Annotated in this window: 18 protein-coding genes, 1 pseudogene and 1 riboswitch; of the genes and pseudogenes, 10 read left to right on the forward strand and 9 right to left on the reverse strand. The window is 69.9% G+C overall.

Features of this window, described 5'->3' with window-relative positions; genetic code table 11:
• Nucleotides 1–50 precede the first annotated feature (50 nt).
• Nucleotides 51–730 (reverse strand): annotated as a pseudogene (locus tag OHT77_RS26240) (formylglycine-generating enzyme family protein).
• Nucleotides 731–860: 130 nt separating this feature from the next.
• A complete protein-coding gene (locus OHT77_RS26245) occupies nucleotides 861–1,892 on the reverse strand; it encodes a glycoside hydrolase family 53 protein (RefSeq protein ID WP_328830914.1) in 1,032 nt (343 codons plus the stop codon).
• On the opposite strand from OHT77_RS26245, the gene OHT77_RS26250 reads away from it, so the two are divergent.
• Nucleotides 1,885–2,103, forward strand: coding sequence for a hypothetical protein (locus OHT77_RS26250; protein WP_328830915.1), 219 nt, complete (start codon nucleotides 1,885–1,887; stop codon nucleotides 2,101–2,103). The genes OHT77_RS26245 and OHT77_RS26250 overlap by 8 nt on opposite strands.
• 61 nt (nucleotides 2,104–2,164) lie before the next feature.
• Here OHT77_RS26250 and OHT77_RS26255 read toward each other — a convergent pair whose 3' ends face one another.
• Nucleotides 2,165–4,171, reverse strand: coding sequence for a beta-galactosidase (locus OHT77_RS26255; protein WP_328830916.1), 2,007 nt, complete (start codon nucleotides 4,169–4,171; stop codon nucleotides 2,165–2,167).
• Between the two features lie 199 nt (nucleotides 4,172–4,370).
• Between OHT77_RS26255 and OHT77_RS26260 the strand changes: the two genes are divergently transcribed.
• The 5 genes from OHT77_RS26260 (at nucleotide 4,371) to OHT77_RS26280 (ending at nucleotide 9,583) form a co-directional block, all read left to right on the forward strand.
• Nucleotides 4,371–5,705, forward strand: a complete 1,335-nt coding sequence (locus OHT77_RS26260) for an ABC transporter substrate-binding protein (RefSeq protein ID WP_328830917.1) — start codon at nucleotides 4,371–4,373, stop codon at nucleotides 5,703–5,705.
• Nucleotides 5,702–6,691, forward strand: a complete 990-nt coding sequence (locus OHT77_RS26265) for a carbohydrate ABC transporter permease (RefSeq protein WP_328830918.1) — start codon at nucleotides 5,702–5,704, stop codon at nucleotides 6,689–6,691. The genes OHT77_RS26260 and OHT77_RS26265 overlap by 4 nt, the downstream gene beginning before the upstream one ends.
• Nucleotides 6,688–7,569, forward strand: a complete 882-nt coding sequence (locus tag OHT77_RS26270) for a carbohydrate ABC transporter permease (protein ID WP_328830919.1) — start codon at nucleotides 6,688–6,690, stop codon at nucleotides 7,567–7,569. The genes OHT77_RS26265 and OHT77_RS26270 overlap by 4 nt, the downstream gene beginning before the upstream one ends.
• A gap of 72 nt (nucleotides 7,570–7,641) precedes the next feature.
• A complete protein-coding gene (locus tag OHT77_RS26275; protein ID WP_328830920.1) occupies nucleotides 7,642–8,670 on the forward strand; it encodes a LacI family DNA-binding transcriptional regulator in 1,029 nt (342 codons plus the stop codon).
• A gap of 106 nt (nucleotides 8,671–8,776) precedes the next feature.
• The gene (locus OHT77_RS26280) at nucleotides 8,777–9,583 is read left to right on the forward strand and encodes an HAD family hydrolase (RefSeq protein ID WP_328830921.1); all 807 of its coding nucleotides are present in this window, start codon (nucleotides 8,777–8,779) and stop codon (nucleotides 9,581–9,583) included.
• 64 nt (nucleotides 9,584–9,647) lie between these two features.
• Here the strand turns inward: OHT77_RS26280 and OHT77_RS26285 are convergent, their stop codons facing one another.
• The 3 genes from OHT77_RS26285 to OHT77_RS26295 all read right to left on the reverse strand — a co-directional run bounded on the left by OHT77_RS26285 (nucleotide 9,648) and on the right by OHT77_RS26295 (nucleotide 14,083).
• Nucleotides 9,648–10,127: a transglycosylase SLT domain-containing protein gene (locus OHT77_RS26285; RefSeq protein ID WP_328830922.1), complete on the reverse strand. Its 480-nt coding sequence runs from the start codon at nucleotides 10,125–10,127 to the stop codon at nucleotides 9,648–9,650.
• Between the two features lie 3 nt (nucleotides 10,128–10,130).
• Nucleotides 10,131–10,302, reverse strand: a riboswitch (cyclic di-AMP (ydaO/yuaA leader).
• Between the two features lie 263 nt (nucleotides 10,303–10,565).
• On the reverse strand, nucleotides 10,566–12,560 hold the full coding sequence (locus OHT77_RS26290) for a CocE/NonD family hydrolase (RefSeq protein ID WP_328830923.1): 1,995 nt from the start codon (nucleotides 12,558–12,560) through the stop codon (nucleotides 10,566–10,568).
• A 17-nt stretch (nucleotides 12,561–12,577) separates the two neighbouring features.
• The gene (locus OHT77_RS26295) at nucleotides 12,578–14,083 is read right to left on the reverse strand and encodes a peptide MFS transporter (protein WP_328830924.1); all 1,506 of its coding nucleotides are present in this window, start codon (nucleotides 14,081–14,083) and stop codon (nucleotides 12,578–12,580) included.
• Nucleotides 14,084–14,287: 204 nt separating this feature from the next.
• Between OHT77_RS26295 and OHT77_RS26300 the strand changes: the two genes are divergently transcribed.
• The gene (locus OHT77_RS26300; RefSeq protein ID WP_328830925.1) at nucleotides 14,288–15,298 is read left to right on the forward strand and encodes a polyprenyl synthetase family protein; all 1,011 of its coding nucleotides are present in this window, start codon (nucleotides 14,288–14,290) and stop codon (nucleotides 15,296–15,298) included.
• A gap of 7 nt (nucleotides 15,299–15,305) precedes the next feature.
• On the opposite strand, the gene OHT77_RS26305 is transcribed toward OHT77_RS26300, so the two are convergent.
• Nucleotides 15,306–15,827, reverse strand: coding sequence for a COG4315 family predicted lipoprotein (locus tag OHT77_RS26305; protein WP_328830926.1), 522 nt, complete (start codon nucleotides 15,825–15,827; stop codon nucleotides 15,306–15,308).
• 417 nt (nucleotides 15,828–16,244) lie between these two features.
• Here OHT77_RS26305 and OHT77_RS26310 point away from each other — a divergent pair, with 417 nt between their 5' ends.
• The 3 genes from OHT77_RS26310 to OHT77_RS26320 are packed head-to-tail and all read left to right on the forward strand — an operon-like array spanning nucleotide 16,245 to nucleotide 19,349.
• The gene (locus OHT77_RS26310) at nucleotides 16,245–17,462 is read left to right on the forward strand and encodes a LolA family protein (RefSeq protein WP_328830927.1); all 1,218 of its coding nucleotides are present in this window, start codon (nucleotides 16,245–16,247) and stop codon (nucleotides 17,460–17,462) included.
• A gap of 50 nt (nucleotides 17,463–17,512) precedes the next feature.
• On the forward strand, nucleotides 17,513–18,487 hold the full coding sequence (locus tag OHT77_RS26315) for an ABC transporter ATP-binding protein (protein ID WP_328830928.1): 975 nt from the start codon (nucleotides 17,513–17,515) through the stop codon (nucleotides 18,485–18,487).
• Nucleotides 18,474–19,349, forward strand: a complete 876-nt coding sequence (locus OHT77_RS26320) for an ABC transporter permease (RefSeq protein WP_328830929.1) — start codon at nucleotides 18,474–18,476, stop codon at nucleotides 19,347–19,349. The genes OHT77_RS26315 and OHT77_RS26320 overlap by 14 nt, the downstream gene beginning before the upstream one ends.
• 44 nt (nucleotides 19,350–19,393) lie before the next feature.
• Here the strand turns inward: OHT77_RS26320 and OHT77_RS26325 are convergent, their stop codons facing one another.
• A complete protein-coding gene (locus tag OHT77_RS26325) occupies nucleotides 19,394–20,011 on the reverse strand; it encodes a flavodoxin family protein (protein ID WP_328830930.1) in 618 nt (205 codons plus the stop codon).
• A 377-nt stretch (nucleotides 20,012–20,388) separates the two neighbouring features.
• Nucleotides 20,389–20,949, reverse strand: coding sequence for a DUF6668 family protein (locus OHT77_RS26330; RefSeq protein WP_266769490.1), 561 nt, complete (start codon nucleotides 20,947–20,949; stop codon nucleotides 20,389–20,391).
• Nucleotides 20,950–21,108 lie beyond the last annotated feature (159 nt).

The raw sequence follows: 21,108 nt of genomic DNA on the forward strand, positions 1-21,108 counted from the left end.
CGGCCCGGTGCTCAACTGGCTGTGCAACAGCCGCAGTTGAAGACCTCGGCTCAGTCGGTCAGGGACCGGGCGACACGGAACCCCACGTCGTCCACGCGGAAGGTGGGATGGCTTCGGCGGCGCACGGAGGCACGGCAGCTCCAGTGCTCGTCGAACCATCCGCCGCCCCGCAGCACGCGATAGGTGCCGTAGACCTCGGGGTCGTAGAGGTCCCAGCACCACTCCCACACATTGCCCAGCATGTCGTGCAGCCCCCACGGGTTGGGCAGCAGGCCGCCCGGTTCATGCGGCCGTTCCCCGGAGTTGCCGCGGTACCAGGCGATGTCGTCGAGCGGCCCGTACCGGGGCCCACCGGTCCCGGCCCGGCACGCGTACTCCCACTCGGCCTCGGTGGGCAGCCGGTACCCGTCGGCGGACGGCTCCGACACGACGACCTCGCCCTGGTCGTCGAAGCCGTAGAAGGGCGTCAACTCCTCCTGCCGAGAGAGGGAGTTGCAGAACACCACGGCATCCCGCCACGACACGGTCTCCACCGGGAGCCGCTCACTGCCCCGCGCGGTGCTCGGCCGCTCCCCGGTCACCTGGGCGTACTGCTCCCGCGTGACGGGAGGGCACCGAGCCGGAAGGGAGCGAGGTCGACGGTCCAACTGCGTTCCGTGCGACGGTCGGAGAGGGTGACCTGACCGGACGGGATGCCGACGAGGCCGATGTACGGGGTGGTCGTGCCCATGCGTCAGATCAGCTCCGTGGACATGCGGGGCGCTCCCGGGGGCGTGCGGAAAGTGTGACACCTCAGCGGGAAGTGTCACACCTTTCGGCGGGGCCCCGGCGTCCTCAACCCCGGTACCCCCCAAGCGCTCTCAACCCCGGTATCCCCCAAGCGTCTTCAGCCCCGGCAGCGCCCGGTCCCGGAAGTCGAACAGCGCCAGGTTCTCCCACGCGTTGCCGGACGTCGGGTCCGCCGGGTCCCAGCCGTCGCCCGGGCGGTACGTCCACACGCCCTCCCAGTAGCAGTAGCCCAGGCCCTTGCCTCCAGGCACGTTCGCCATCAGGTCCGCCACCGTGCGCAGCCAGGCCGCCTGGCCCGCCGGGGTCGCCGGGTAGCCCGGGGTCAGTTGGGAGGGGTCGTACATGATGTCGTTCGTGGCGTCCTCGCTCTGCAGCGTGAACGGGTACGCCGTCTCGGCGATCAGGACCGGCTTGTCGTAACGGGTCACCAGGTCGGCCAGGTTGGCGGCCGCGGCATCCGGGGTGCCGTGCCAGAAGGGGTAGTAGGACTGGGCGATGACGTCGAAGTCGACGCCGTCGGCGACCACGTTGTCGTACCACCAGCGGGACGTGCCGTTGTCGCCGCCGGAGGCGATGTGGAGCAGCGTGCGGATGCGCGGAGTGGTGTCGTGGGCGGCGTTCAGGCCCGCCTTGAGGAAGGTCGTCAGGTTGCCCCAACCCCCGGCGTCGTCACCCCAGTTCTTGCCGGTGGGCCAGAGCAGGCCGCCGTTGATCTCGTTGCCGATCTGGACCAGGTCGGCCGGGGTGCCCTGGCGGCGCAGCGCGCCCAGGACGTCGGCGGTGTGGTCGTAGACCGCCCGCGTCAGGCCCGCCACGTCGAGGTCCGCCCAGGCCGCCGGCTTGGTCTGGTGGGACGGGTCGGCCCAGGTGTCGGAGTAGTGGAAGTCGACCCAGATCCCGATGCCCGCCCGGCGCAACCGCTTGGCCAGCGGCAGGATGTGCCTCTTGTTGTTGTAGCCGTCGGCCGGGTTCACCCACACCTTGAGGCGGGCGTGCGTGATGCCCGCGTCGGCCAGGATGCGGATCGGGTCGTCCCGGCGGCCGTCCGCCCGGCGGTAGACCGCCCCGCGCGCCTCGTCCTTGGGGAGCGACGAGATGTCCATCCCCCGGACCTCCAGCCGACGCCGGTCCGACCCGCCACCGGACGAACCCCCGCTCGAACTCCCGGTCGACGTACCGGTACTGGTGCTCGCCACCGCCGGCGTCGCGCCCAACACCGGCACCGCGAGTGCCGCCGCCCCCGCCGCCGTAAGAACACTGCGTCTGCGCATCACGAAGTTCCCCTTCACTGGAAGTAGCAATAGAAGTAACTGAGCCCCGCCACGGGGGCGTTGGTGAGTCCGGGCGGAACACCGCCGCCCTGCGGGCCAGTTGGTCAGCGCGGGTCCCGGAACACCTCCACCCCGCCCGCCGGAACCGCCGCCCGACTCCCGTCCGGCAGCACCACCTTCACCTCGCCCCCGGTGTGGTTCACCGCGAAGCGAAACGTCCCCGACTCGCCTTCCCGTACGACGAGTTCGACATCGCGCGGCAGCCCGGTCGGCGTGACCCCGGCGTCCGCGAGGGCGAGGTCCACCACGGCGGCCAGGTCGTCGCCGGTGAGCCGGGTGGCCAGATACCACGCCGCCCCCGACCCGACCGCGCGCCGCGTCAGCGCCGGTCCGCCCGACCTGCGCCCGCCCTCGAACCGGGCCAGGACCTCGCAGCCGTCGCCCGGCACCACGGCCTCCGACCACAGATCCGCCGTGTAGGACGCGCCGTCCGCCGCCCGGACGGACACCGTCTCGCCCGGCAGCAGCGGGTCGAACTCCTCGACGGTCAGGCCGAGTACATCCCGCAGCGCCCCCGGATACGCGCCCGGATGCAGCGTGTCGTTCTCGTCGACGATCCCGGAGAAGAAGGAGACCAGCAGGGTCCCGCCCCGCGAGACGTACCGCTCCAGCTCGGCGCCCACCCCGATCGGCGCCGCGTACAACTGCGGTACCACCAGCAGCGGATACCGCTCCGGGTCCAGGTCACCCAGCCCCGTCGGCGGCACGAAGTCCACCGTCAAATGCCGGTCGTACAGGGCCTCGTAGAACGAGTCCAGCCGCTCGCGCGCGTCCAGGTCCTGGCTCGGCCGCCACTCCAGGCTCTGCGCCCACCAGGAGTCCCAGGACCACACCATCGCCACGTCACCGCGCGTCCGGGTGCCGCGCAGCCCGGCCCGGCTCAACTCGGAGACTCTGCGCCCGAGTTCGGTGACCTCGCGCCAACCCCGGTTGTCCGTACCGGAGTTCGCCAGCATCGCGGTGTGGAACTTCTCCGCGCCCGACTGCGACTGCCGCCACTGGAAGAACATCGCCCCCTCGGAACCGCGTGCCACATGCCCGAGCGAGTTGCGCGCCATCTCACCGGGACGCTTCGCGGGGTTGTACGGCTGCCAGTTGACCCCGGACGTGGCGTGCTCCAGCAGCAGCCACGGGCCGCCGCCCGCCACCGAGCGCGTCAGATCGGCGGCCAGCGCCAGGTTCACGTGCGTACGGCGGCCGTCGGTCATCAGGTAGTGGTCGTTGGTGACGAGGTCGACCTCCTTCGCCCAGGCCCAGTAGTCGACGCCCTGGCCCTGGCTCGGCGCGACCATGAAGTTGGTGGTGACGGGGACGCCGGGGGAGAGGCGGTGCAGGATGTCCCGCTCGGCGGTGAAGTTGGCGCGGGCCTGCGCGTCGGCGAAGCGGCGGTAGTCCAGCTGCTGGGTGGGATTGCATACGGACGGCGTCGCGCGCGGCGGGGTGATCTCCTCCCAGTCGCCGTACTGCTGGCCCCAAAAGGCCGTTCCCCAGGCGTGGTTGAGGGCGTCGAGGGTGTCGTGGCGCTCGCGCAGCCAGTCCCGGAAGGCCGCCGCGCACACATCGCAGTAGCAGGCGAGCACCGGGGCGCCGTACTCGTTGTGGACGTGCCACAGCACCACCGCCGGGTGGTCGCCGTAGCGCTCGGCCAGCGCCGTCGTGATCGTGGCCGCCGCCGCCCGGTAAGCGGGGTTGGAGTGGCAGATCGCGCCCCGCGAGCCGAAGGCGAGGCGCACGCCCTCGCGGGTCACGGGCAGCGCGTCGGGGTGTGCGCGGTAGAACCACGCCGGCGGTACGACGGTGGGCGTGCCGAGGTTCACGGAGATCCCGGATTCGTGCAGCAGGCCCATCACCGTGTCCAGCCACGCCCAGTCGTACACGCCGGGGCGCGGCTCCAGTCGGGCCCAGGAGAAGACGCCGAGGGAGACGGCCGTGACACCGGCCTCCCGCATCAGCCGTACGTCCTCCTCCCAGACCTCCTGCGGCCACTGCTCGGGGTTGTAGTCACCACCGAAGGCGAGCGGCAGACGGTCGTGCGGGGCGGGGGACGGCATGGGTTCACTCCCGGGGAATCGGCGACTGAGACGACTGAAAAGCTGCTGATTCTGTGATCGTGCACATGAATGGTTGCGGCGTCCATCCGTCAGCAACAAGTAGGTAACCCCAGGGTTCATCCATTGACAAGGGTCCGAAACAATTCTCTACTGTGCACGGTCACAGAGCCGGTGACCGGCTCGCACTCAGTCAGGGGAGATGAAGATGTCGATCCACCGCCACCAGTTCAGCAGGCGCAGCATCCTTGCCGGGGCGGCAGCCGTAGGCCTCACGGGCACCCTCGCCGCCTGCGGCGGTTCCGACGACGACTCCGGCAAGAGCAGCGGGCCCGTCAAGCTGACCTACTGGTCCTGGGCGCCGAACATGGACAAGGTCGCCGCGATCTGGAACAAGAAGAACCCGGACATCACGGTCACCGTCTCCAAGCAGGCCGCCGGCAAGGACATCGTCTCCAAGCTGATCACCGCGAAGAAGGCGGGCAACGCCCCCGACCTCATCCAGGTCGAGTACCAGTCGCTGCCCACGCTGGTCTCCAACGACGTGCTCGCGGACATCTCGAAGTACGCGAAGTCCGCCAAGTCCGAGTTCGCCGAGGGACTTTGGGCGATGGTCACGCTCGGCACCGACGCGGTGTACGCGATACCGCAGGACTCCGGGCCGCTGATGTTCTTCTACCGCGAGGACCTGTTCAAGCAGCACAATCTGACCGTCCCGGCGACCTGGGACGACTTCGCGAAGACCGCCCGCGCCGCCAAGAAGGCCCTGCCGAACGCCTACTTGACGACGTTCTCCTCCAACGACCCCGGATTGTTCGCCGGGTTGGCGCAGCAGGCCGGTGCCAAGTGGTGGACCGTGGAGAGCGGCGGCAAGTGGACCGTCGGCATCGACGACGCGGCCACGAAGAAGGTCACCGACTTCTGGGGCGGCCTCGTCCAGGAAGGCGCGATCGACAACCAGCCGATGTACACGCCGGCTTGGAACAACGCGCTGAACAAGGGCACCCACCTCGGCTGGGTCTCCGCGGTGTGGGCGCCCGGAGTCCTGGTCAGCTCGGCCCCCGACACCAAGGGCAAGTGGCGCATGGCCCCGCTGCCGCAGTGGAGCGCGGGCGAGGACGTCACCGGCAGCTGGGGCGGCTCCTCCACCGGCGTCTCCACCGACTCCCAGCACGCCGAGGCCGCGACCAAGTTCGCGCACTGGCTGAACACCGACCCCGAGGCGCTCGCCGCCCTGGTCAAGGAGGCCGGCATCTACCCGGCGGCCACCAAGGGCCAGTCCGGCTCGGTGCTCACCACCCCCGAGTTCTTCCCGAACCAGACCGACTTCTACGACACGGCCGCCAAGATCGCCGCCACCACGGCCGCGTCCGCCTGGGGCCCGAACGTCCAGGTCGCCTACGACACCTTCAGCGACGCGTTCGGCACCGCCACCAAGGCGAAGAAGGCCGCGCAGTTCGACACCGCGCTCGCCACCATGCAGGCGAAGACCTTCAGTGACATGAAGAAGCAGGGCTTCAAGGTGACCGAGGCATGACCAGCACGCCGCTCAAGGGCTCCGACCGGCTGTCGGCCGGGCCCTTGGCGGACGGCACCGCCACACCCGTCCGCCCCCAGCGCGTCCGCCGTCGTGGCCGCAGCGCGCCGTACTGGTTCCTCGTACCGGCCGTGCTCCTGTTCGCCGCCTTCACCGTCGTCCCCATCGGCTACGCGGTGTGGCTCAGCCTCCACAAGGTCCAGGTCAAGGGCATCGGCCTCGGCAAGGGCGCCCGCCGGCAGGTCTGGAACGGCCTCGGCAACTACACCGCCGTCCTCGAGGACTCCGAGTTCGGCCACAGCGTCCTGCGTGCCTTCGGCTACGGCCTGATCGTCATCCCCACCATGCTCGGTCTCGCCCTGGTCTTCGCGCTGATGCTGGACACCCCGCAGGCCCGCAGCGCCAAGTTCGCCCGCCTCGCGATCTTCCTGCCGTACGCCGTCCCCGGCATCATCGCCGCCCTGATGTGGGGCTTCCTCTACCTCCCGACGGTCAGCCCCTTCTACTACCTGCTCCGCGAGTTCGGCCTCCCGCAGCCCGACCTGTTCGACGGCGGCAACCTGTACCTCTCCTTCGCGAACATCGCGGTCTGGGGCGGCACCGGCTTCAACATGATCGTCATCTACACCGCGCTGCGCTCGATCCCCCAGGAGATCTACGAGGCCGCCCGCATCGACGGCGCCTCCGACCTGAAGATCGCCCTGCGGATCAAGATCCCGATCGTGATGCCGTCCCTCGTGCTCACGTTCTTCTTCTCGGTCATCGCCACGCTCCAGGTCTTCACCGAGCCCATGGCCCTCAAGCCGCTGACCAACGGCCTCTCCAGCTCCTGGAGTCCGCTGATGGCCATCTACGACGCCGCCTTCCTCAGGTCGGACATCTACGGCGCCTCCGCCACCGCCGTGGTGCTGGCCCTGGCGACCTTCGCGCTCTCCTTCACCCTGCTGCGTGTCTCCGACCGCTACACCCGGGAGGACCGGGCATGACCCCCCTCACCCTCACCGCCACCGACGCCCGCCCGGGCCTCCTCCGGCGGAAGCGCACCGCGTGGGTGCCCACCCTCGTGCTGATCCTCGGCTCGCTGTACTGCCTGATCCCCGTGATCTGGGTCGTCATCGCCGCCAGCAAGGGCCGCGGCGAACTCTTCTCCACGTTCACCTTCGCCCCCGGCACCGGCTTCCTCGACAACCTCAAACAGCTCAGCTCGTACCGCGACGGCATCTACTGGCAGTGGATGGTCAACTCCCTCTTCTACGCGGGCGGCGGCGCCCTCCTCTCCGCCGCGGTCTCGGCCGCCGGCGGCTACGCGCTCGGCCGATTCGCGTTCAGGGGACGGGAGTTCGTCTTCAAGCTGATGCTGGCAGGCGTCCTCGTCCCCAGCATCGTGCTGACCGTCCCGCAGTACCTGCTCCTGTCGAAGCTCGGCCTGGCCGACTCGTACTGGTCGATGCTCCTCCCGTCGATCCTCTCCCCCTACGGCGTCTACCTCGTCCGCATCTACGCGGCCGCGTCCGTCCCCAGCGAACTCCTCGAGGCAGCCCGCATGGACGGCGCGAGCGAGTGGCGGATCTTCTCGCGGATTGCGGTGCCGATGATGATGCCCGGGCTCATCACGGTGTTCCTCTTCCAGTTCGTCGGCATCTGGAACAACTTCCTGCTGCCGTACGTGATGCTCGCCGACGACACCAAGTTCCCGCTCACGCTGGGCCTTTACACCCTGCTCAACCAGGGCGCCTCCCAACCCGCCCTCTACACCCTGGTCATCATGGGCTGCTTCCTCGCGATCCTCCCCCTGATCGCGCTGTTCCTGGTGATCCAGCGCTTCTGGTCCCTGGACCTGCTGAGCGGATCGGTCAAGGCCTGAGGTGTGCGTCCCGAGGTGTCAGCGCTGAGCCGTATCTCCCCCCACCGCACCCGAACGGGCAGAACGAGGACCATGACCACCAGTCCGAACGGCCGCCGCAAGCCGCCCACCATCCACGACGTGGCCCGGGAGGCAGGGGTCTCCCGGGGCACGGTCTCCCGGTTCCTGAACGGCGGCCACTACGTCTCACCGGCCGCCCGCACCGCGGTGGAGACGGCGATCAGGAAGACGGGCTACGTCGTCAACCGGCACGCCCGCTCCCTGAGCACCGGCCGCTCGGACTCGGTGGCGTTCCTCCTCACCGAGCCGCAGGAGAAGTTCTTCGAGGACCCCAACTTCAATGTCCTGCTGCGGGGTTGCACCGAACACCTGGCTCGCCACGACATCCCGCTGCTCCTGATGCTGGCGTCGTCGAAGGACGACCGCCGCCGCCTCACGCGGTACATCACCTCGGGCCACGTCGACGGCGTCCTCCTCGTCTCCAACCACAGCGGCGACCCGGTGGCGGCCGAACTCCGGTCCGCGGGCATCCCGTTGGTGGCCTGCGGCAAACCCCTCGGCACGGCCTCCAAGTACAGCTACGTGGCAGCGGCCGACCGCGACGGCGCCCAGGAAATGGTCCGCCACCTCATCGCCCGAGGCCGCCGTCGCATCGCCATGGTCACCGGCCCACTGGACGCCCCCGGCGGCCCCGACCGCCTGGCGGGTTACAGGGACGTCCTCACCGAGGCAGGCCTCCCGCACGACCCGACCCTCGTGGTCGAGGGCGACTACCGCCGCACGGGCGGCGAGGAAGCGGCACGGCGCCTCCTCGCCCAGGCCCCGGACATAGACGCGGTCTTCGTGGCCTCGGACCTGATGGCCCTCGGAGTGGTCAACACCCTCCAGAAATCGGGCCGTTCGGTCCCGGATGACATCGCTGTCGGAGGCTTCGACGACTCGGCCGCGGCCACCTCCATCACCCCGGCCCTCACCACCATGCGCCAGCCCTACGACCGCATCAGCGCCGAAATGGTCCGCATGCTCCTGGCTCAGATCGCCGGCGAGGACACGGCCGGCGTGATTCTGCCTACGGAACTGGTGGTACGGGAGTCGGCATAACGGCCGTAATTGTCAAACCAACCGGAACTCGGGTCAACGCATGTGAAGGCAGGAGCCGTCCGGTTCGTGTCGAGTCGGGGGGGCTTTCCATCCGTATTCTCTGATCATGGCCGCACCCCTCGCATATGCACTGATCGCCACCGACCTGGACGGGACGCTGCTGCGCGGTGACGACACGCTCTCCGACCGGTCCCTCGCCGTGCTCGCGCGGGTGGCGGCGGCCGGTGCCCGGCATCTCGTCGTCACCGGCAGGCCCGCGCCGAGGGTGCGGCCCCTGCTGGACGACCTCGGCTCCAAGGGGCTCGCGGTGTGCGGACAGGGCGCGCAGTTGTACGACGCCGGCGCGGACCGTCTGCTCTGGTCGGTCACCCTGGACCGGGAGTTGGCGGAGACGGCGCTCGGGAAGATCGAGGCGGAAGTGGGCCAGGTGTACGCGGCGGTCGACCAGGACGGTGTCGACGGCCTCACGCTCATCGAGCCCGGCTACCTGATGCCGCACCCCACGCTTCCCTCGGTGCGGGTGGGCCGGCGGGACGACCTCTGGTGCGAGCCCATCAGCAAGGTGTTGCTCCGTCACCCGGACCTGGCGGACGACGAGTTGGCGGCCACGGCCCGCTCGGTGGTCGGTTCGCTGGCCTCGGTCACCATGTCGGGCCCCGGCACCGTCGAACTCCAGCCACTCGGCATCACCAAGGCGACGGGACTGGCCCTGGCCGCCCGCCACTTGGGCCTGACCCCCTCCGACACCATCGCCTTCGGCGACATGCCGAACGACATCCCGATGTTCGACTGGGCGGCGCACGGGGTGGCGATGGCCAACGCCCACCCCGAACTCAAGGCGGTGGCGGACGAGGTGACGTCCTCGAACGAGGACGACGGCATCGCGGTGGTGCTGGAGAGACTGCTCGGCTGAGCCCTGAATGGCCCCGCAGGGGCACATTCAGGGGCGCGGGGCTGTTTCTCTTTGCGGCTGTTTTCTAGTAAGCGCCGTACACGTTGTCGATGGACCCGTACACGGCCGCCGCGTAGTTGCAGGCAGCGGTGATGTTCGCGACCGGGTCGTACGGGTCGAACGAAGTCCCGGCCACGTGATACGCGTTGAACGTCGGGTCGATCACCTGGAGCAGCCCCTTCGACGGCGTACCGGCCGCCGCGTTGGAGTCCCAGTTGTTGATCGCGTACTGGTTGCCGGACGACTCACGGATCACGTTCCGGTAGATCCCGTTGTACGTACCCGGAATCCCCTTCTGCGCCATGATCGCGAGCGACTCCCGGATCCACCCGTCAAGGGTGTTGGGGTACCCGGCGAGCGTGGTGGAGGCGGCGGTGGTCGACGTGGTGGCCGCGGACGCGGTGGTCGCACCGACGACGGGCAGGGCCAGGATCGCCGCACCGGTGCCGGCGATGACGGCACGGCGGACGAGGCGGGCACGGCGGGACTGAGCGGTTGCAGGCATGACGAGGTTCCTCTCCGTCGCCTGCGAGGTGAGCTGTCGGGTTCGGGCTGGGAGGTGCCCGGCCGCGCCCTTGCGGACGTGACTTAACCCCTAGCCGTCCCGGTCGCGATGACCGGTCCGGCGACTTACCTGGTTCCCCCGCTCCTGCCGTGCGAGAAGTTCGTGACTGGGATGCCGGGCGGCGGCAGGATTCGGCGTTCCGCTCGACAGGCCGGGAAACTATGCGAGAGCACATGTCCGGAACAAGTGGCGGAATCACACCTAACCCCTATTGACCTTGGTCTGAGGCGTATGGGGCGCTTGATCCTTTGCAGGAGCCAAGGGTCAACTGTCAATCGCCGCAAGGGGAAACGCGGGCAGACCGGGACACAGGTCGCGCACAGAAACGCGTGACCCAACTCACGAGAGGATTAAGAACGGCAAATCGGGCATTCAACCTCAACTGGCAGTTCTCGGAATCCTTTTCTCCCAGGTGCGATGGAAGATCACTTCTCCACCCTCGGTGCAGATGACCTCATTTGAGGTAAGAAAGTCCGTTTCGTCGCAGGTGATCTCCGACCGGGTCCGCACGCTCGTGTCCCAGCCGAGCTCCGGCCGGTGCAGCCGGATCGACCATTCCGAGAGGGTGCGCGCGGACAGCGGATCGGACTCGTCGATCGTGTACGTCTCCAGCGCGTCCTCGGTGAACTCCAGCCCGTCGGGATACACCCGCGTGCCGCCGTACCGGGGGTCGACCTCGAGCCGCCACTCGCCCTTCGCCACATCCCGCACGATCAGTCGCTCGGGCCGCGGTTCGTCCAGCGTGGCCGGGTAGTTGACCCCGAGCGGCTCGGCCTCCTCGGGTTCGTCGAAGTGGATGTCGTCCGTCAACTCCTGCTCCCGCACCGGGAGTTCGAGCGCGCTGCCCTCGGGGTCCAGGGTGAAGCCCGCCGCGGACTCCGGCTGCGGCCAGATCCACGGCCAGTACGCCGACGACACCGCGAGCCGGATGCGGTGCCCGGGCGGGAACGCGTGCCCGATGCCGTTCAGCTCGAAGGTGACGTCCTCGGTGGTCCCCGGCGTCCACGGCACCGCCCGGTCCCGCCCGTGCCGCGCCGACAGGTTGAGCACGCCCCGGGTGACCAGGGTCGAGGAGCCGTCGGGGGCGACGTCGCAGAGCCGGGCGATCACCTGCCCGCGCGGCACCTCGCAGGTCAGCCGCAGCCGTACCCTCGGTCGCCCCAGCACCCACGTCTCGGCCGGCACCTCGAACTCGAAGCACGCCGACCGCGCGTCCTCGTCCCGCTGGTCCGGCGGCAGGTCGGCGTCGTTCCCGAAGGGGAAGAACCGGCCCGCGTCCACCCCGGTGTGCATGGGGGAGCGGACGACCACGGGGGCGCCCCGGAGGCCGTACGTCGTCGTCTTCACGTGCGGCGAGGGCCACGCGGGCTCGCCGACCCAGCGGCCCGGGAGGGTGTCGTAGACCGTGGCCGGGGGATGCGAGTCGCTGACGTAGGCCCGGAGGAGGGGGTCGGTCAGGACGCCGGTGTCCTTGTCCTTCAACCAGTGGTCCCACCAGCGGAGGGTCTCCTGGAGGAAGCCGATCGCGGGGCCGGGCGGGAGGCCGCGGTCCGGGTACTGGTGCGACCAGGGGCCGATGAGGCCGCGTACGCGGTCCGGCGGGAGGTGTTCGACGAGCCGGATGACCGTGTCGCGGTACGGGTCGTGCCAGCCGCCGACCGCGAGGACGGCCGCGTCGATCGCGCCGTAGTCCTCGCAGACGCTGCCGTGCTTCCAGTAGTCGTCGCGGAGTTGGTGGGCGAGCCAGGTGTGGATGAACGGGTCGATCTCCGCCAGGCGGCCCAGCCACATGTCGCGCCAGACGAGGCCCGCGTACTCGGGGTCCGGCGGGCGGGCGACGAAGGCGAGCATGGTGGCCGCCCAGGCGTGCAGGTCGACGGCGAGGGCCGAACCGCCCATGTAGTGCACGTCGTTGTCGTAGCGGTCGTCCGTGGAGCAGACGGTGACGATCGCCTTCAGCGGCTCGGGGGCCAGGGCGGCGATCTGGAGGGAGTTGAAGCCGCCCCAGGAGATGCCGAACATGCCGACCTTGCCGGTGCACCAGGGCTGCGCGGCGAGCCAGTTGACGACCTCGACGCCGTCGGCGAGTTCCTGCGCGTCGTACTCGTCGCCGGGCAGGCCCTCGCTGTTGCCGTGCCCGCGCACGTCGACGCGGACGGAGGCGTAGCCGTGGCCCGCGTACCAGGGGTGGCGCTGCGCGTCGCGGGGCGCGGTCCAGTCGGTCAGGCGGTACGGGAGGTACTCCAGGAGCGCGGGGACGGGTTCGTCCGTCACCGGGCGCCACACGCGCGCGTAGAGCCGGGTTCCGTCCGCGAGGGGGATGCGGATGTCCTCGTGGGTCGTCTCGTGGGGGAAGGACGTACGGATGCGCATGAGGGGACCCCGCAGGTTCAGTGGACCGGGTGCATGGTGCGGCGCAGCCAGGGCGCGGCGGCCATCACGGCGAGGCCAGCGGCCACCGCGATCGCGCCGTTGACGCCGAAGTAGGCCGGTTTGGAGACGTCGTCGTAGAGCTTCACGGTCTGGGCCTGGATGCCGTTGGCGAGGGCGAGGGACAGGAACCAGAGGGACATGGTCTGGCTGGAGAAGGCGGCCGGGGCGAGCTTGGTGGTGGCGGACATGCCGGAGGTCTCCAGGAGGATGTCGCCGAGGCCGAGCAGGAAGTAGGAGCCGACGATCCACCAGGCCGACATGCGGTAGGCGTCGCCGGTGTGCCCGCTGGTCGGCAGGACCATCAGCAGGAAGGACAGGCCGCCGAGCACGACGCCGATCGCGATCTTGTTGGAGGCGTGCGGCTGGCTGCGGCCCATGCGGACCCAGAGCGCGGCGACCACGGGTGCGAGCCCGACCTCGAAGGCGCCGAGCGCGCTTGCGTACCAGCTGGCGGGGAAGTCGAAGCCGAGGATGGTGGTCTCGGCGTTCGAGGCGGCCAGCAGCATCATCGTCGAATACGCCTGGAACAGGATGAAGTTGAAGACCGTGGAGGCCAGGAACAGCACGATGTACGGGCGCAGCCGGCCGCGCTCCTCGGGGCTCACCCGGGGGCTCATGAACATCACCGCGAAGTACACGACCGGCGCGATGACGGAGATGACGGTGAGGAGGTCGACGAAGCGGCCCATCGTGAGCCAGCCGGCCAAGGCCAGTCCGGTCGCCAGCACGGCGGCGACCAGGATCCCCACGACGATCAGCCGGACCGCGCGGCGCATGGCGTCCGGGGCGAGCGCGAACTCGGCGGTGTTCCTGCGGCCGGCCAGGTGACGGCGGCCGGCGACGTACTGGATCAGTCCGAAGGTCATGCCGACCGCGGCGGCGGAGAAGCCCCAGTGCCAGCCCTTGTGGTCGCCGAGCCAGCCGGTGATCAGCGGGCCCGCGAAGGCGCCGATGTTGATCGCCATGTAGTAGAGCGCGAAACCGGCGTCCCTGCGTTCGTCGTCGGTGCGGTAGAGCTTGCCGACCATGGTGGCCACGTTGGGCTTGAGCAGGCCGGTCCCGGCGCTGATCAGGCCGAGGCCGACCCAGGTCATCGTGGGGGTGGGCACCGCCATCGCGTAGTGCCCGCAGGCGATGAGGATGCCGCCCCAGAGCACCGCGCGGTACGAGCCGAGGATGCGGTCGGCGAGCCAGCCGCCCGCGACCGAGACGAGATAGACCAGCGTTCCGTAGGCTGCCGACACGGATGCGGCCGTTCCGGACGACATGCCCATGCCGCCGTGCGCGACGGTATCCGCGAAGTAGAGGACGAGGATGGCCTGCATGCCGAGGAACGAGAACCGCTCCCAGACCTCGAGCCCGGAGAGCGTGAGCAGGCCCCTGGGCTGGCCGAAGAAGGCGTGGTCGTCCTCGGGCGGCGGTTCGTTGTCGGGCTGGGCTTCGAGCGCGGTTCGAGACACCATCCACTACTTCCGCGTAAGTCGATAAATATCCGTTCTTATCAGGTGATCAAAAACATACCGGTCGTGATCCGATACCGCCCGTGCTGGACGGGTGGGCGGCATGGGTGATCGAAAGCCGACCGGATACGCTGACTTGAGTGATGGCAGCGACCTATCGACAAACCGTGTGACCGCCCAGGGACACCAGCAGACAGGAGACCCCTCGTGACCGTCGTCGGGCCGTTCGGGCTGAGCGTGCGGGACCAGGCTCTGGAAGCCGATGTCCAGGCCGGATTGGCGGCAGTCGAGGAGGGTCTGCTCGAAGCCACCAAGAGCGAGGTCCCCTTCATCACGGAGGCCGCCCAGCACCTCGTGCGCGCGGGCGGGAAGCGGTTCAGGCCGCTCCTCGTGATGCTCGCCGCCCAGTTCGGCGACCCGTACGCGCCGGGTGTCGTGCCCTCGGCGGTCGTCGTCGAGCTGACCCACCTCGCCACGCTGTACCACGACGACGTCATGGACGAGGCGGCCGTACGCCGCGGGGTGGAGAGCGCCAACACCCGCTGGGGCAACTCGCTCGCGGTCCTCACCGGCGACTTCCTCTTCGCGCGCGCCTCGCACACCCTGGCCGACCTCGGCCCCGAGGCGGTCCGCGTGCAGGCCGAGGCGTTCGAACGGCTCGTCACCGGCCAGATCCTGGAGACCGCGGGACCGTCCGACGGGCGCGACCCGGTCGAGCACTACCTCGACGTGCTCGGCGGCAAGACCGGCTCCCTGGTCGCGGTCGCCTGCCGCTTCGGCGCGATGATGTCCGGCTGCGACGACACCGTCGTGGACGTCCTCACCCAGTACGGCGAGCGGCTCGGCGTCGCCTTCCAGCTCGCCGACGACGTCCTGGACATCGCCTCCGACGGCCACGAGTCCGGCAAGACCCCGGGCACCGACCTGCGCGAGGGCATCCCCACGCTGCCGGTGCTGCGCCTGCGCGAGCGGGCCGACCGGCTCGGTCTCGCCGAGGACATCGCCCTGTGCGAGTTGCTCGACTCCGACCTCACGGACGACGCCCGGCACGCCGAGGCCCTCACCCGGCTGCGCGCCCACCCGGCCCTGGAGCAGGCCCGCCGCGACACCGTGCGGTACGCGGAGGACGCCCGCTCGGCTCTCGCCCCGCTCCCGGAGTGCGACGCGAAGGTCGCCCTCCTGGAGATGTGCGACGCGGTGGTGCACCGGGCGGGCTGAGGCCCGTTCAGTAGCCGCCTCCCATGCCGGAGGCGGCGTTCGTCACGGCCTTCGCTCCGCTGGGCGTCACCGCCCACCAGGTGCCGTCCACGCCCTGGCCGTGGGCCTGCTTCGGCTTGGTGTCCTTGTCGTAGCGGTACAGGGGCCACCCGGCCAGCGTGAGCTGTGAGCCCCCGCCGGTGCGCTTGACCGTGGAGACGAGGTTCTTGTGGATGCCCTTCACGGTCACGGAACCCTTGACGGTCGCCGCGGGCCAGACCACGGCGCAGGTGCCGTAGCAGCTGACCTTCGTGGGGTGCACCGAGTCCGCGTCGAAGCGGTAGAGGACGTACCCCTTGCTGTCGGTCACGACCGTGCCGAGCTTGGCGACCTTCGCGGTCATGAGGGTCGTCCCGGTGGTGGCCGCGGCGGGCGTCGCGTGCGAGGCGCCGCTCGCGCTGCCGCCGCCGCTTCCGCAGCCGGCGAGCGTGAGGGTGAGGACCGCGACGCCCGTGGCCGCGTATCCGGTGAGGTGCTTGGTGGCGTGCATGGCGACCCCTTTGGTCGATGCGATGGTCCGCGTGGTGGGTCGGCGCGGTGTGATGCCACCTATTTGTACGTATTTGAGTGGTATGCGACTCGATGTGACGCGCATCACTTGGCGGAGGACGCGGGTCCGGTTGCTGCGGCCCCGCCGTGCTCCGATGCGGTGCCCGCGGCGTGTTCACCTCGTGCTGCGGGGAACCCTTACGGGTCGGGGGAGTTGGCGGCTCCGGGTGTCATACCGCAGGAGTACGTGGAGTTGCCTCCCCGGTCTGACGCTTACGGGTGACGGATTTGGTCAGATGGAGAACACGGAAAACACCACTCCTCACCGATTCGGGTGAGAATGGCGGCTCAGGGTGGGACGACCATGGGACGAGTACAGGACGGACCGGCCGCCGCCGACGACGGAGGTAAGGCAGACATGGCACCGTACGAAACCGACGACAGCACGGACGCCGGCGAGGTCGAGGACCTCCGGTCCGGGCGGCGCAGGGCGGCGCGGTACATCGTCCCGGTCACCGTGGTGGGGGTGGCGGCGGCGACCATCGGACTGGTCCCGGCGCTCGCCGACTCCGGCGACCCGAATCTCCCCAAGGTCACCGCGCAGCAGCTCCTCGACAAGATCGCCAAGTCGGACGTCCAGCAGCTGTCCGGCACCGTGAAGATCAGCACGGACCTCGGCCTGCCCGACCTCGGCGGCCTGGAGAGCAGCATGCTGTCCGGGGCTACGAAGTCCGGCGACGGCTCCTCGGCCGACCCGTCCGCCAAGCTCACCGAGCTGGCCACCGGCACCCACACCCTGCGCGTCGCGGCCGACGGCCCCGACCGGCAGAAGGTCTCCCTGCTGGAGAACGCGGCGGAGTACAGCCTCATCCACAACGGCAAGGACGTCTGGGGCTACGACAGCAAGTCGAACGAGGTCTACCACGGCACGACCGCCGCCGGTGGCGCCAAGAGCGACGAGACCCGGGCCACGCCCAAGGGCCTCACCGACGAGGCGCTGAAGTCGGTCGACGACACCACCTCGGTCACGGTCGACGGCACCGAGCACGTCGCGGGCCGCGACGCCTACAAGCTGCTGATCAAGCCCAAGCAGTCCGGCACGACGGTCGGCACGATCAGCGTCGCGGTGGACTCCAAGACGGGCCTGCCGCTCAAGTTCACGCTCACCCCGGCGAGCGGCGGCGCGGCCGTCGTCGACGTCGGCTTCACCCAGCTCAGCCTCGCCAAGCCGGCCGCCTCGACCTTCGACTTCAAGACGCCCAAGGGCGCGAAGGTCACCACGGAGGACGGCGCCACGAAGGCGACCCCGGACCACGCGGCCCCCTTCGGTGACAACGGCAAGGCGGACAAGGGCCTCGGCAAGGGCGCCGACGAGCCCACCGTCATCGGCAAGGGCTGGAACTCCATCGCCACCTTCGACACCGGCGGCCAGGGCATCCCGACCGGCTCCTCGGCCGGCGGCGGCGACCTCGGCGGCTTCCTCGGCTCGCTCGGCGACCAGGTCAAGGGCGACTTCGGCAAGGGCACGGTCTTCTCGACCCGCCTGGTCAACGCCCTGGTCACCGACGACGGCAAGGTCTACGTCGGCGCGGTCACCAAGAGCGCGCTGGTGAAGGCGGCCGATGCGGCGAAGTGACACCGGCGGTCGACCAACTGCCGTAGGGGGACGAGGAATTGAGGGAGCCGATGGGCGAACCGTCCGCTGAGGTGCAGGAATACGGAGTCGCGGGCGGCGGTGTCATCGCCACCCGCGGGCTCACCAAGCGCTTCCGCGGCGGGCAGCTCGCCGTGGACGGTCTCGATCTGACCGTCCCGGCGGGCAGCGTCTTCGGCTTCCTCGGTCCCAACGGCTCCGGCAAGACCACCACCATCCGCATGCTGATGGGCCTCATCGAGCCCACCTCCGGCACGGCCCGCGTCCTGGGCCGCCCCATGCCGAGATCCGTCCGCACGGTCCTGCCGCACGTCGGCGCCCTGATCGAGGGCCCCGCCCTCTACGGCTTCCTCTCCGGCCGCGACAACCTGCTTCGCTACGACGCCGCCGACCCGACCGCCGACCCGCGCACCCGGCGCGCCCGCGTCGCCGCCGCGCTGGACCGGGTGGGGCTCACGGCCGCGTCCGGGAAGAAGGCGAAGGCGTACTCGCTGGGGATGAAGCAGCGGCTGGGGCTCGCGTCCGCTCTGCTCCAGCCCCGGCAACTGCTCGTCCTGGACGAGCCGACCAACGGGCTCGACCCGCAGGGGATGCGTGAAATCCGGTCCCTGATCCGGGAGTTGGCGTCCGACGGGACGACCGTCTTCCTCTCCTCCCACCTCCTCGACGAGATCGAGCAGGTCTGCACGCACGCGGCCGTGATGGCTCAGGGCCGGCTGATCACCCAGGGCTCCGTGACCGAGCTGGCCGCGGGGACCCGGGGGCGGCTATTCGTGGCGACGCCCGACACGGGGGACGCGGCGCGGGTGCTGAAGGAACTGGGGCTGGCCGATGTGGCCGTGGCCGACGAGCGGGTGACCGCGGAGCCGCCCGATCGTGAACTCGCCGAGGTGAACAAGGCGTTGGTGACCGCCGGGGTGCGGGTGCGGGGGTTCGGGGTCGAACGGGCCTCCCTGGAGGACGCGTTCGTGGCGCTCACGGGGGAGGGCTTCGATGTCGCAGGCTGAACTCGCCGTACGGGCACCGCGGTTGATGTGGACGTTCGGGCTGCTGCGCAGCGAGCTGGTGACCACGTTCCGGCGGTGGCGCACGCTGGCGTTGCTCGGGGTGCTGGCCGCGGTGCCGATCCTGGTCGGGATCGCGGTCAAGGTGGAGACGCGGGACGGGTCGTCCGTCGGGCGCGGGAATGGTGGTGGGGGGCCCGCGTTCATCGCCGAGATCACCAACAACGGGTTGTTCCTGGTGTTCACCGCGCTGGCTGCGACGCTTCCCTTCTTTTTGCCCATGGCCATCGGGGTTGTCGCCGGTGACGCGATCGCCGGGGAGGCCAGTGGGGGGACCTTGCGGTATCTGCTGGTGGCTCCCGCCGGGCGGACTCGGTTGCTGCTCACCAAGTACGCGACGGTGATGGCGTTTTGTGTGGTGGCGACGCTTGTCGTGGCGCTGTCGGCGTTGACCGTGGGCGCGTTGTTGTTTCCCCTGGGGGATCTGACGACCATCTCCGGTACGCAGATCAGCTTCGCGGAGGGGCTGGGGCGGGCGCTGTTGATCGCGCTGGTCGTGGCCGCGTCTCTTGTCGGGATCGCGGCGCTGGGGTTGTTCGTCTCGACCATGACCAGCAGTGGGATCGCGGCGATGGCGACCACCGTGGGGTTGCTGATCACCGTGCAGATTCTTGATCAGATTCCTCAACTGCACGCGCTCCAGCCGTACTTCTTCTCCCACTACTGGCTGTCCTTCGCCGACCTCATGCGTGAACCGGTGTACTGGGACGATCTGGTGAAGAACCTGGGGCTTCAGGCGTTGTACGCGGCGGTGTTCGGGTCGGCTGCGTGGGCGCGGTTCACGGCGAAGGACATCACGGCGTAGGGGGCTGCGCGGTTACGCGGTCACGTGGTTAGGCGGTTGCGTGGTTACGCGGTTGCGTTTTCGAAGGGGAAGCGGGCGAGCGGGGGCTCCTGGGTGAAGAACGTCTTCGCCTGGGTGAGGGCCTCGGTGTCCTTGAGTACGTCTCCGGGGGCGCTGCCGTTGCCGAGGAGGACTCCGCCGAAGCGCATCTTCAGGTACGCGGCCGAGTTGTTGAGCGTGCCGATCAGCGGGTCCGCCACCACGGGCTGGTCGTCGGCGAGGGCCGAGACGCCCCAGAGGGTGCGGCCTGCCATCGTCGCCTTGAAGTCGGCACCGGGGACGCGGAGCCAGTCGGACCAGTAGTCCAGGTAGCGCTTGGTGAGGCCGGAGAGGGAGTACCAGTACACCGGCGAGGCGATCACGATGTCCGTCGCGGCGAGGGTGGCGTCCAGGAGTTGGCGGATCGTGGCGTTCTCGTCGGGCTGGACTGGGCCGACGGTGCCGACTGGGCCGGCGGTGCCGTCGTGGCGGATGTCGAGGAAGTCGGGGAGGGGGTGGTCGGCGAGGCGTATCCACTCCTGCTCCGTGTCGGGAGGGAGTTGTTCGGCTGCCCTGCGGGCGAGGAGTTCGGTGTTGCCGTTCAGGCGGGCGCTGCCGAGGACGAAGAGGAAGCGGCGGGTCATGGGTCCCCCAGGGGTATGCGGCGTGCGGCGATTGTAGCTGTGTGCATTATATGCGCACGCAAGCATCTGTCCATGGGGGGTTTGGGGTTGTTGGGCGGGTGCGGGTGCGTGGGGGCTGGGCACGCAGTTCCCCGCGCCCCTGGGGGGTTCGGGGTCGGCGGGGTCATGGGTGCGGGTGGGCGCGCTGGTGCGTTGTGGGGCGGGGTCGTGGCGGTACGGCGAGCCCGCCGCCGGTCGGGCCCTGGCGTTTGTTGAGAGGGGTCGGCGGGGTTGGTGCCGGGTACGCGGCGGGCTGCGCCGTACCGCCACGACCCGCTTCCGTTTCGTTGGCGGGTGCCGGTCGGTGCGTGGGGCCGTCCCGTTCAGGGGGAGGGGATTCAGCGAGGGGGGCGGGTTGTGCCTGTCAGGCGGGACAAGGGGTCTGTTTCTCGGGGTGGGGGGCCCGTCAGGTCGCCCAGGCGCCAGGAGGGGACCCAGGGGACTCGGTAGACGTCGATCACCGATTCGATGGACTTGATGTACTGGGCCAGCTGGCGGGGGAGTCGGCCGGGCGCGTCCGCGACCAGGACCACGGCGTCCAGGTCCAGGCCGGGTGGGGCCTCGCCGCGGCGGAAGAGCTCCAGGGCGCGGGTCACCGCGGCCAGGCCCGCCGCGTGGGTGCGGGCCACCAGCAGGATCGACGGCGGGTCCTCCGGGGTCGGCCAGTCGCGGCCGCAGTCCTGGCCGCCGTAGACGGTGGCGAGGGTGGTGACGCCGGTGCCGCCGTGGGTGGCCACCCAGGAGAAGCGGCGGGGGGAGGCGGGGATGTGGGTGGGGATGCCGGTGGGGATACTGGACGGGCGCTCGGGTGTTTCCGGTGCCCCCGCGTGCGGGCCGTCGTCCAGTGACACCGGTCCGCGGAGCCAGATCTCCGGGCCCTGCCGTCCACCTGTCTGCATCACCGAGCTCCTCCCTCGTGACCCCGCCGATCCTCGTGGTGTTTCCAGGGGTGCGCGACTCGTCGGGAACTCCTGGGACGAGGCTGTGACGTCGCGGTGACCTGAGAACCGGAAGGGAGCGGAGAAACTCAACAGTACGCGTAGGAACGGATCTTGACG

The organism is Streptomyces sp. NBC_00252, assembly GCF_036187565.1.
GTDB lineage: Bacteria > Actinomycetota > Actinomycetes > Streptomycetales > Streptomycetaceae > Streptomyces.

Bases quoted from the DNA above. Each gene is read 5' to 3' on its own strand.
- OHT77_RS26310 (WP_328830927.1), top strand. From the start codon at position 16,245: ATGGCACCGTACGAAACCGACGACAGCACGGACGCCGGCGAGGTCGAG.
- OHT77_RS26330 (WP_266769490.1), bottom strand. From the start codon at position 20,949: ATGCAGACAGGTGGACGGCAGGGCCCGGAGATCTGGCTCCGCGGACCG.
- OHT77_RS26270 (WP_328830919.1), top strand. From the start codon at position 6,688: ATGACCCCCCTCACCCTCACCGCCACCGACGCCCGCCCGGGCCTCCTC.
- OHT77_RS26325 (WP_328830930.1), bottom strand. From the start codon at position 20,011: ATGACCCGCCGCTTCCTCTTCGTCCTCGGCAGCGCCCGCCTGAACGGC.
- OHT77_RS26250 (WP_328830915.1), top strand. From the start codon at position 1,885: ATGTCCATCCCCCGGACCTCCAGCCGACGCCGGTCCGACCCGCCACCG.
- OHT77_RS26255 (WP_328830916.1), bottom strand. From the start codon at position 4,171: ATGCCGTCCCCCGCCCCGCACGACCGTCTGCCGCTCGCCTTCGGTGGT.
- OHT77_RS26260 (WP_328830917.1), top strand. From the start codon at position 4,371: ATGAAGATGTCGATCCACCGCCACCAGTTCAGCAGGCGCAGCATCCTT.
- OHT77_RS26280 (WP_328830921.1), top strand. From the start codon at position 8,777: ATGGCCGCACCCCTCGCATATGCACTGATCGCCACCGACCTGGACGGG.
- OHT77_RS26315 (WP_328830928.1), top strand. From the start codon at position 17,513: ATGGGCGAACCGTCCGCTGAGGTGCAGGAATACGGAGTCGCGGGCGGC.
- OHT77_RS26245 (WP_328830914.1), bottom strand. From the start codon at position 1,892: ATGGACATCTCGTCGCTCCCCAAGGACGAGGCGCGCGGGGCGGTCTAC.
- OHT77_RS26265 (WP_328830918.1), top strand. From the start codon at position 5,702: ATGACCAGCACGCCGCTCAAGGGCTCCGACCGGCTGTCGGCCGGGCCC.
- OHT77_RS26285 (WP_328830922.1), bottom strand. From the start codon at position 10,127: ATGCCTGCAACCGCTCAGTCCCGCCGTGCCCGCCTCGTCCGCCGTGCC.
- OHT77_RS26275 (WP_328830920.1), top strand. From the start codon at position 7,642: ATGACCACCAGTCCGAACGGCCGCCGCAAGCCGCCCACCATCCACGAC.
- OHT77_RS26305 (WP_328830926.1), bottom strand. From the start codon at position 15,827: ATGCACGCCACCAAGCACCTCACCGGATACGCGGCCACGGGCGTCGCG.
- OHT77_RS26290 (WP_328830923.1), bottom strand. From the start codon at position 12,560: ATGCGCATCCGTACGTCCTTCCCCCACGAGACGACCCACGAGGACATC.
- OHT77_RS26320 (WP_328830929.1), top strand. From the start codon at position 18,474: ATGTCGCAGGCTGAACTCGCCGTACGGGCACCGCGGTTGATGTGGACG.
- OHT77_RS26295 (WP_328830924.1), bottom strand. From the start codon at position 14,083: ATGGTGTCTCGAACCGCGCTCGAAGCCCAGCCCGACAACGAACCGCCG.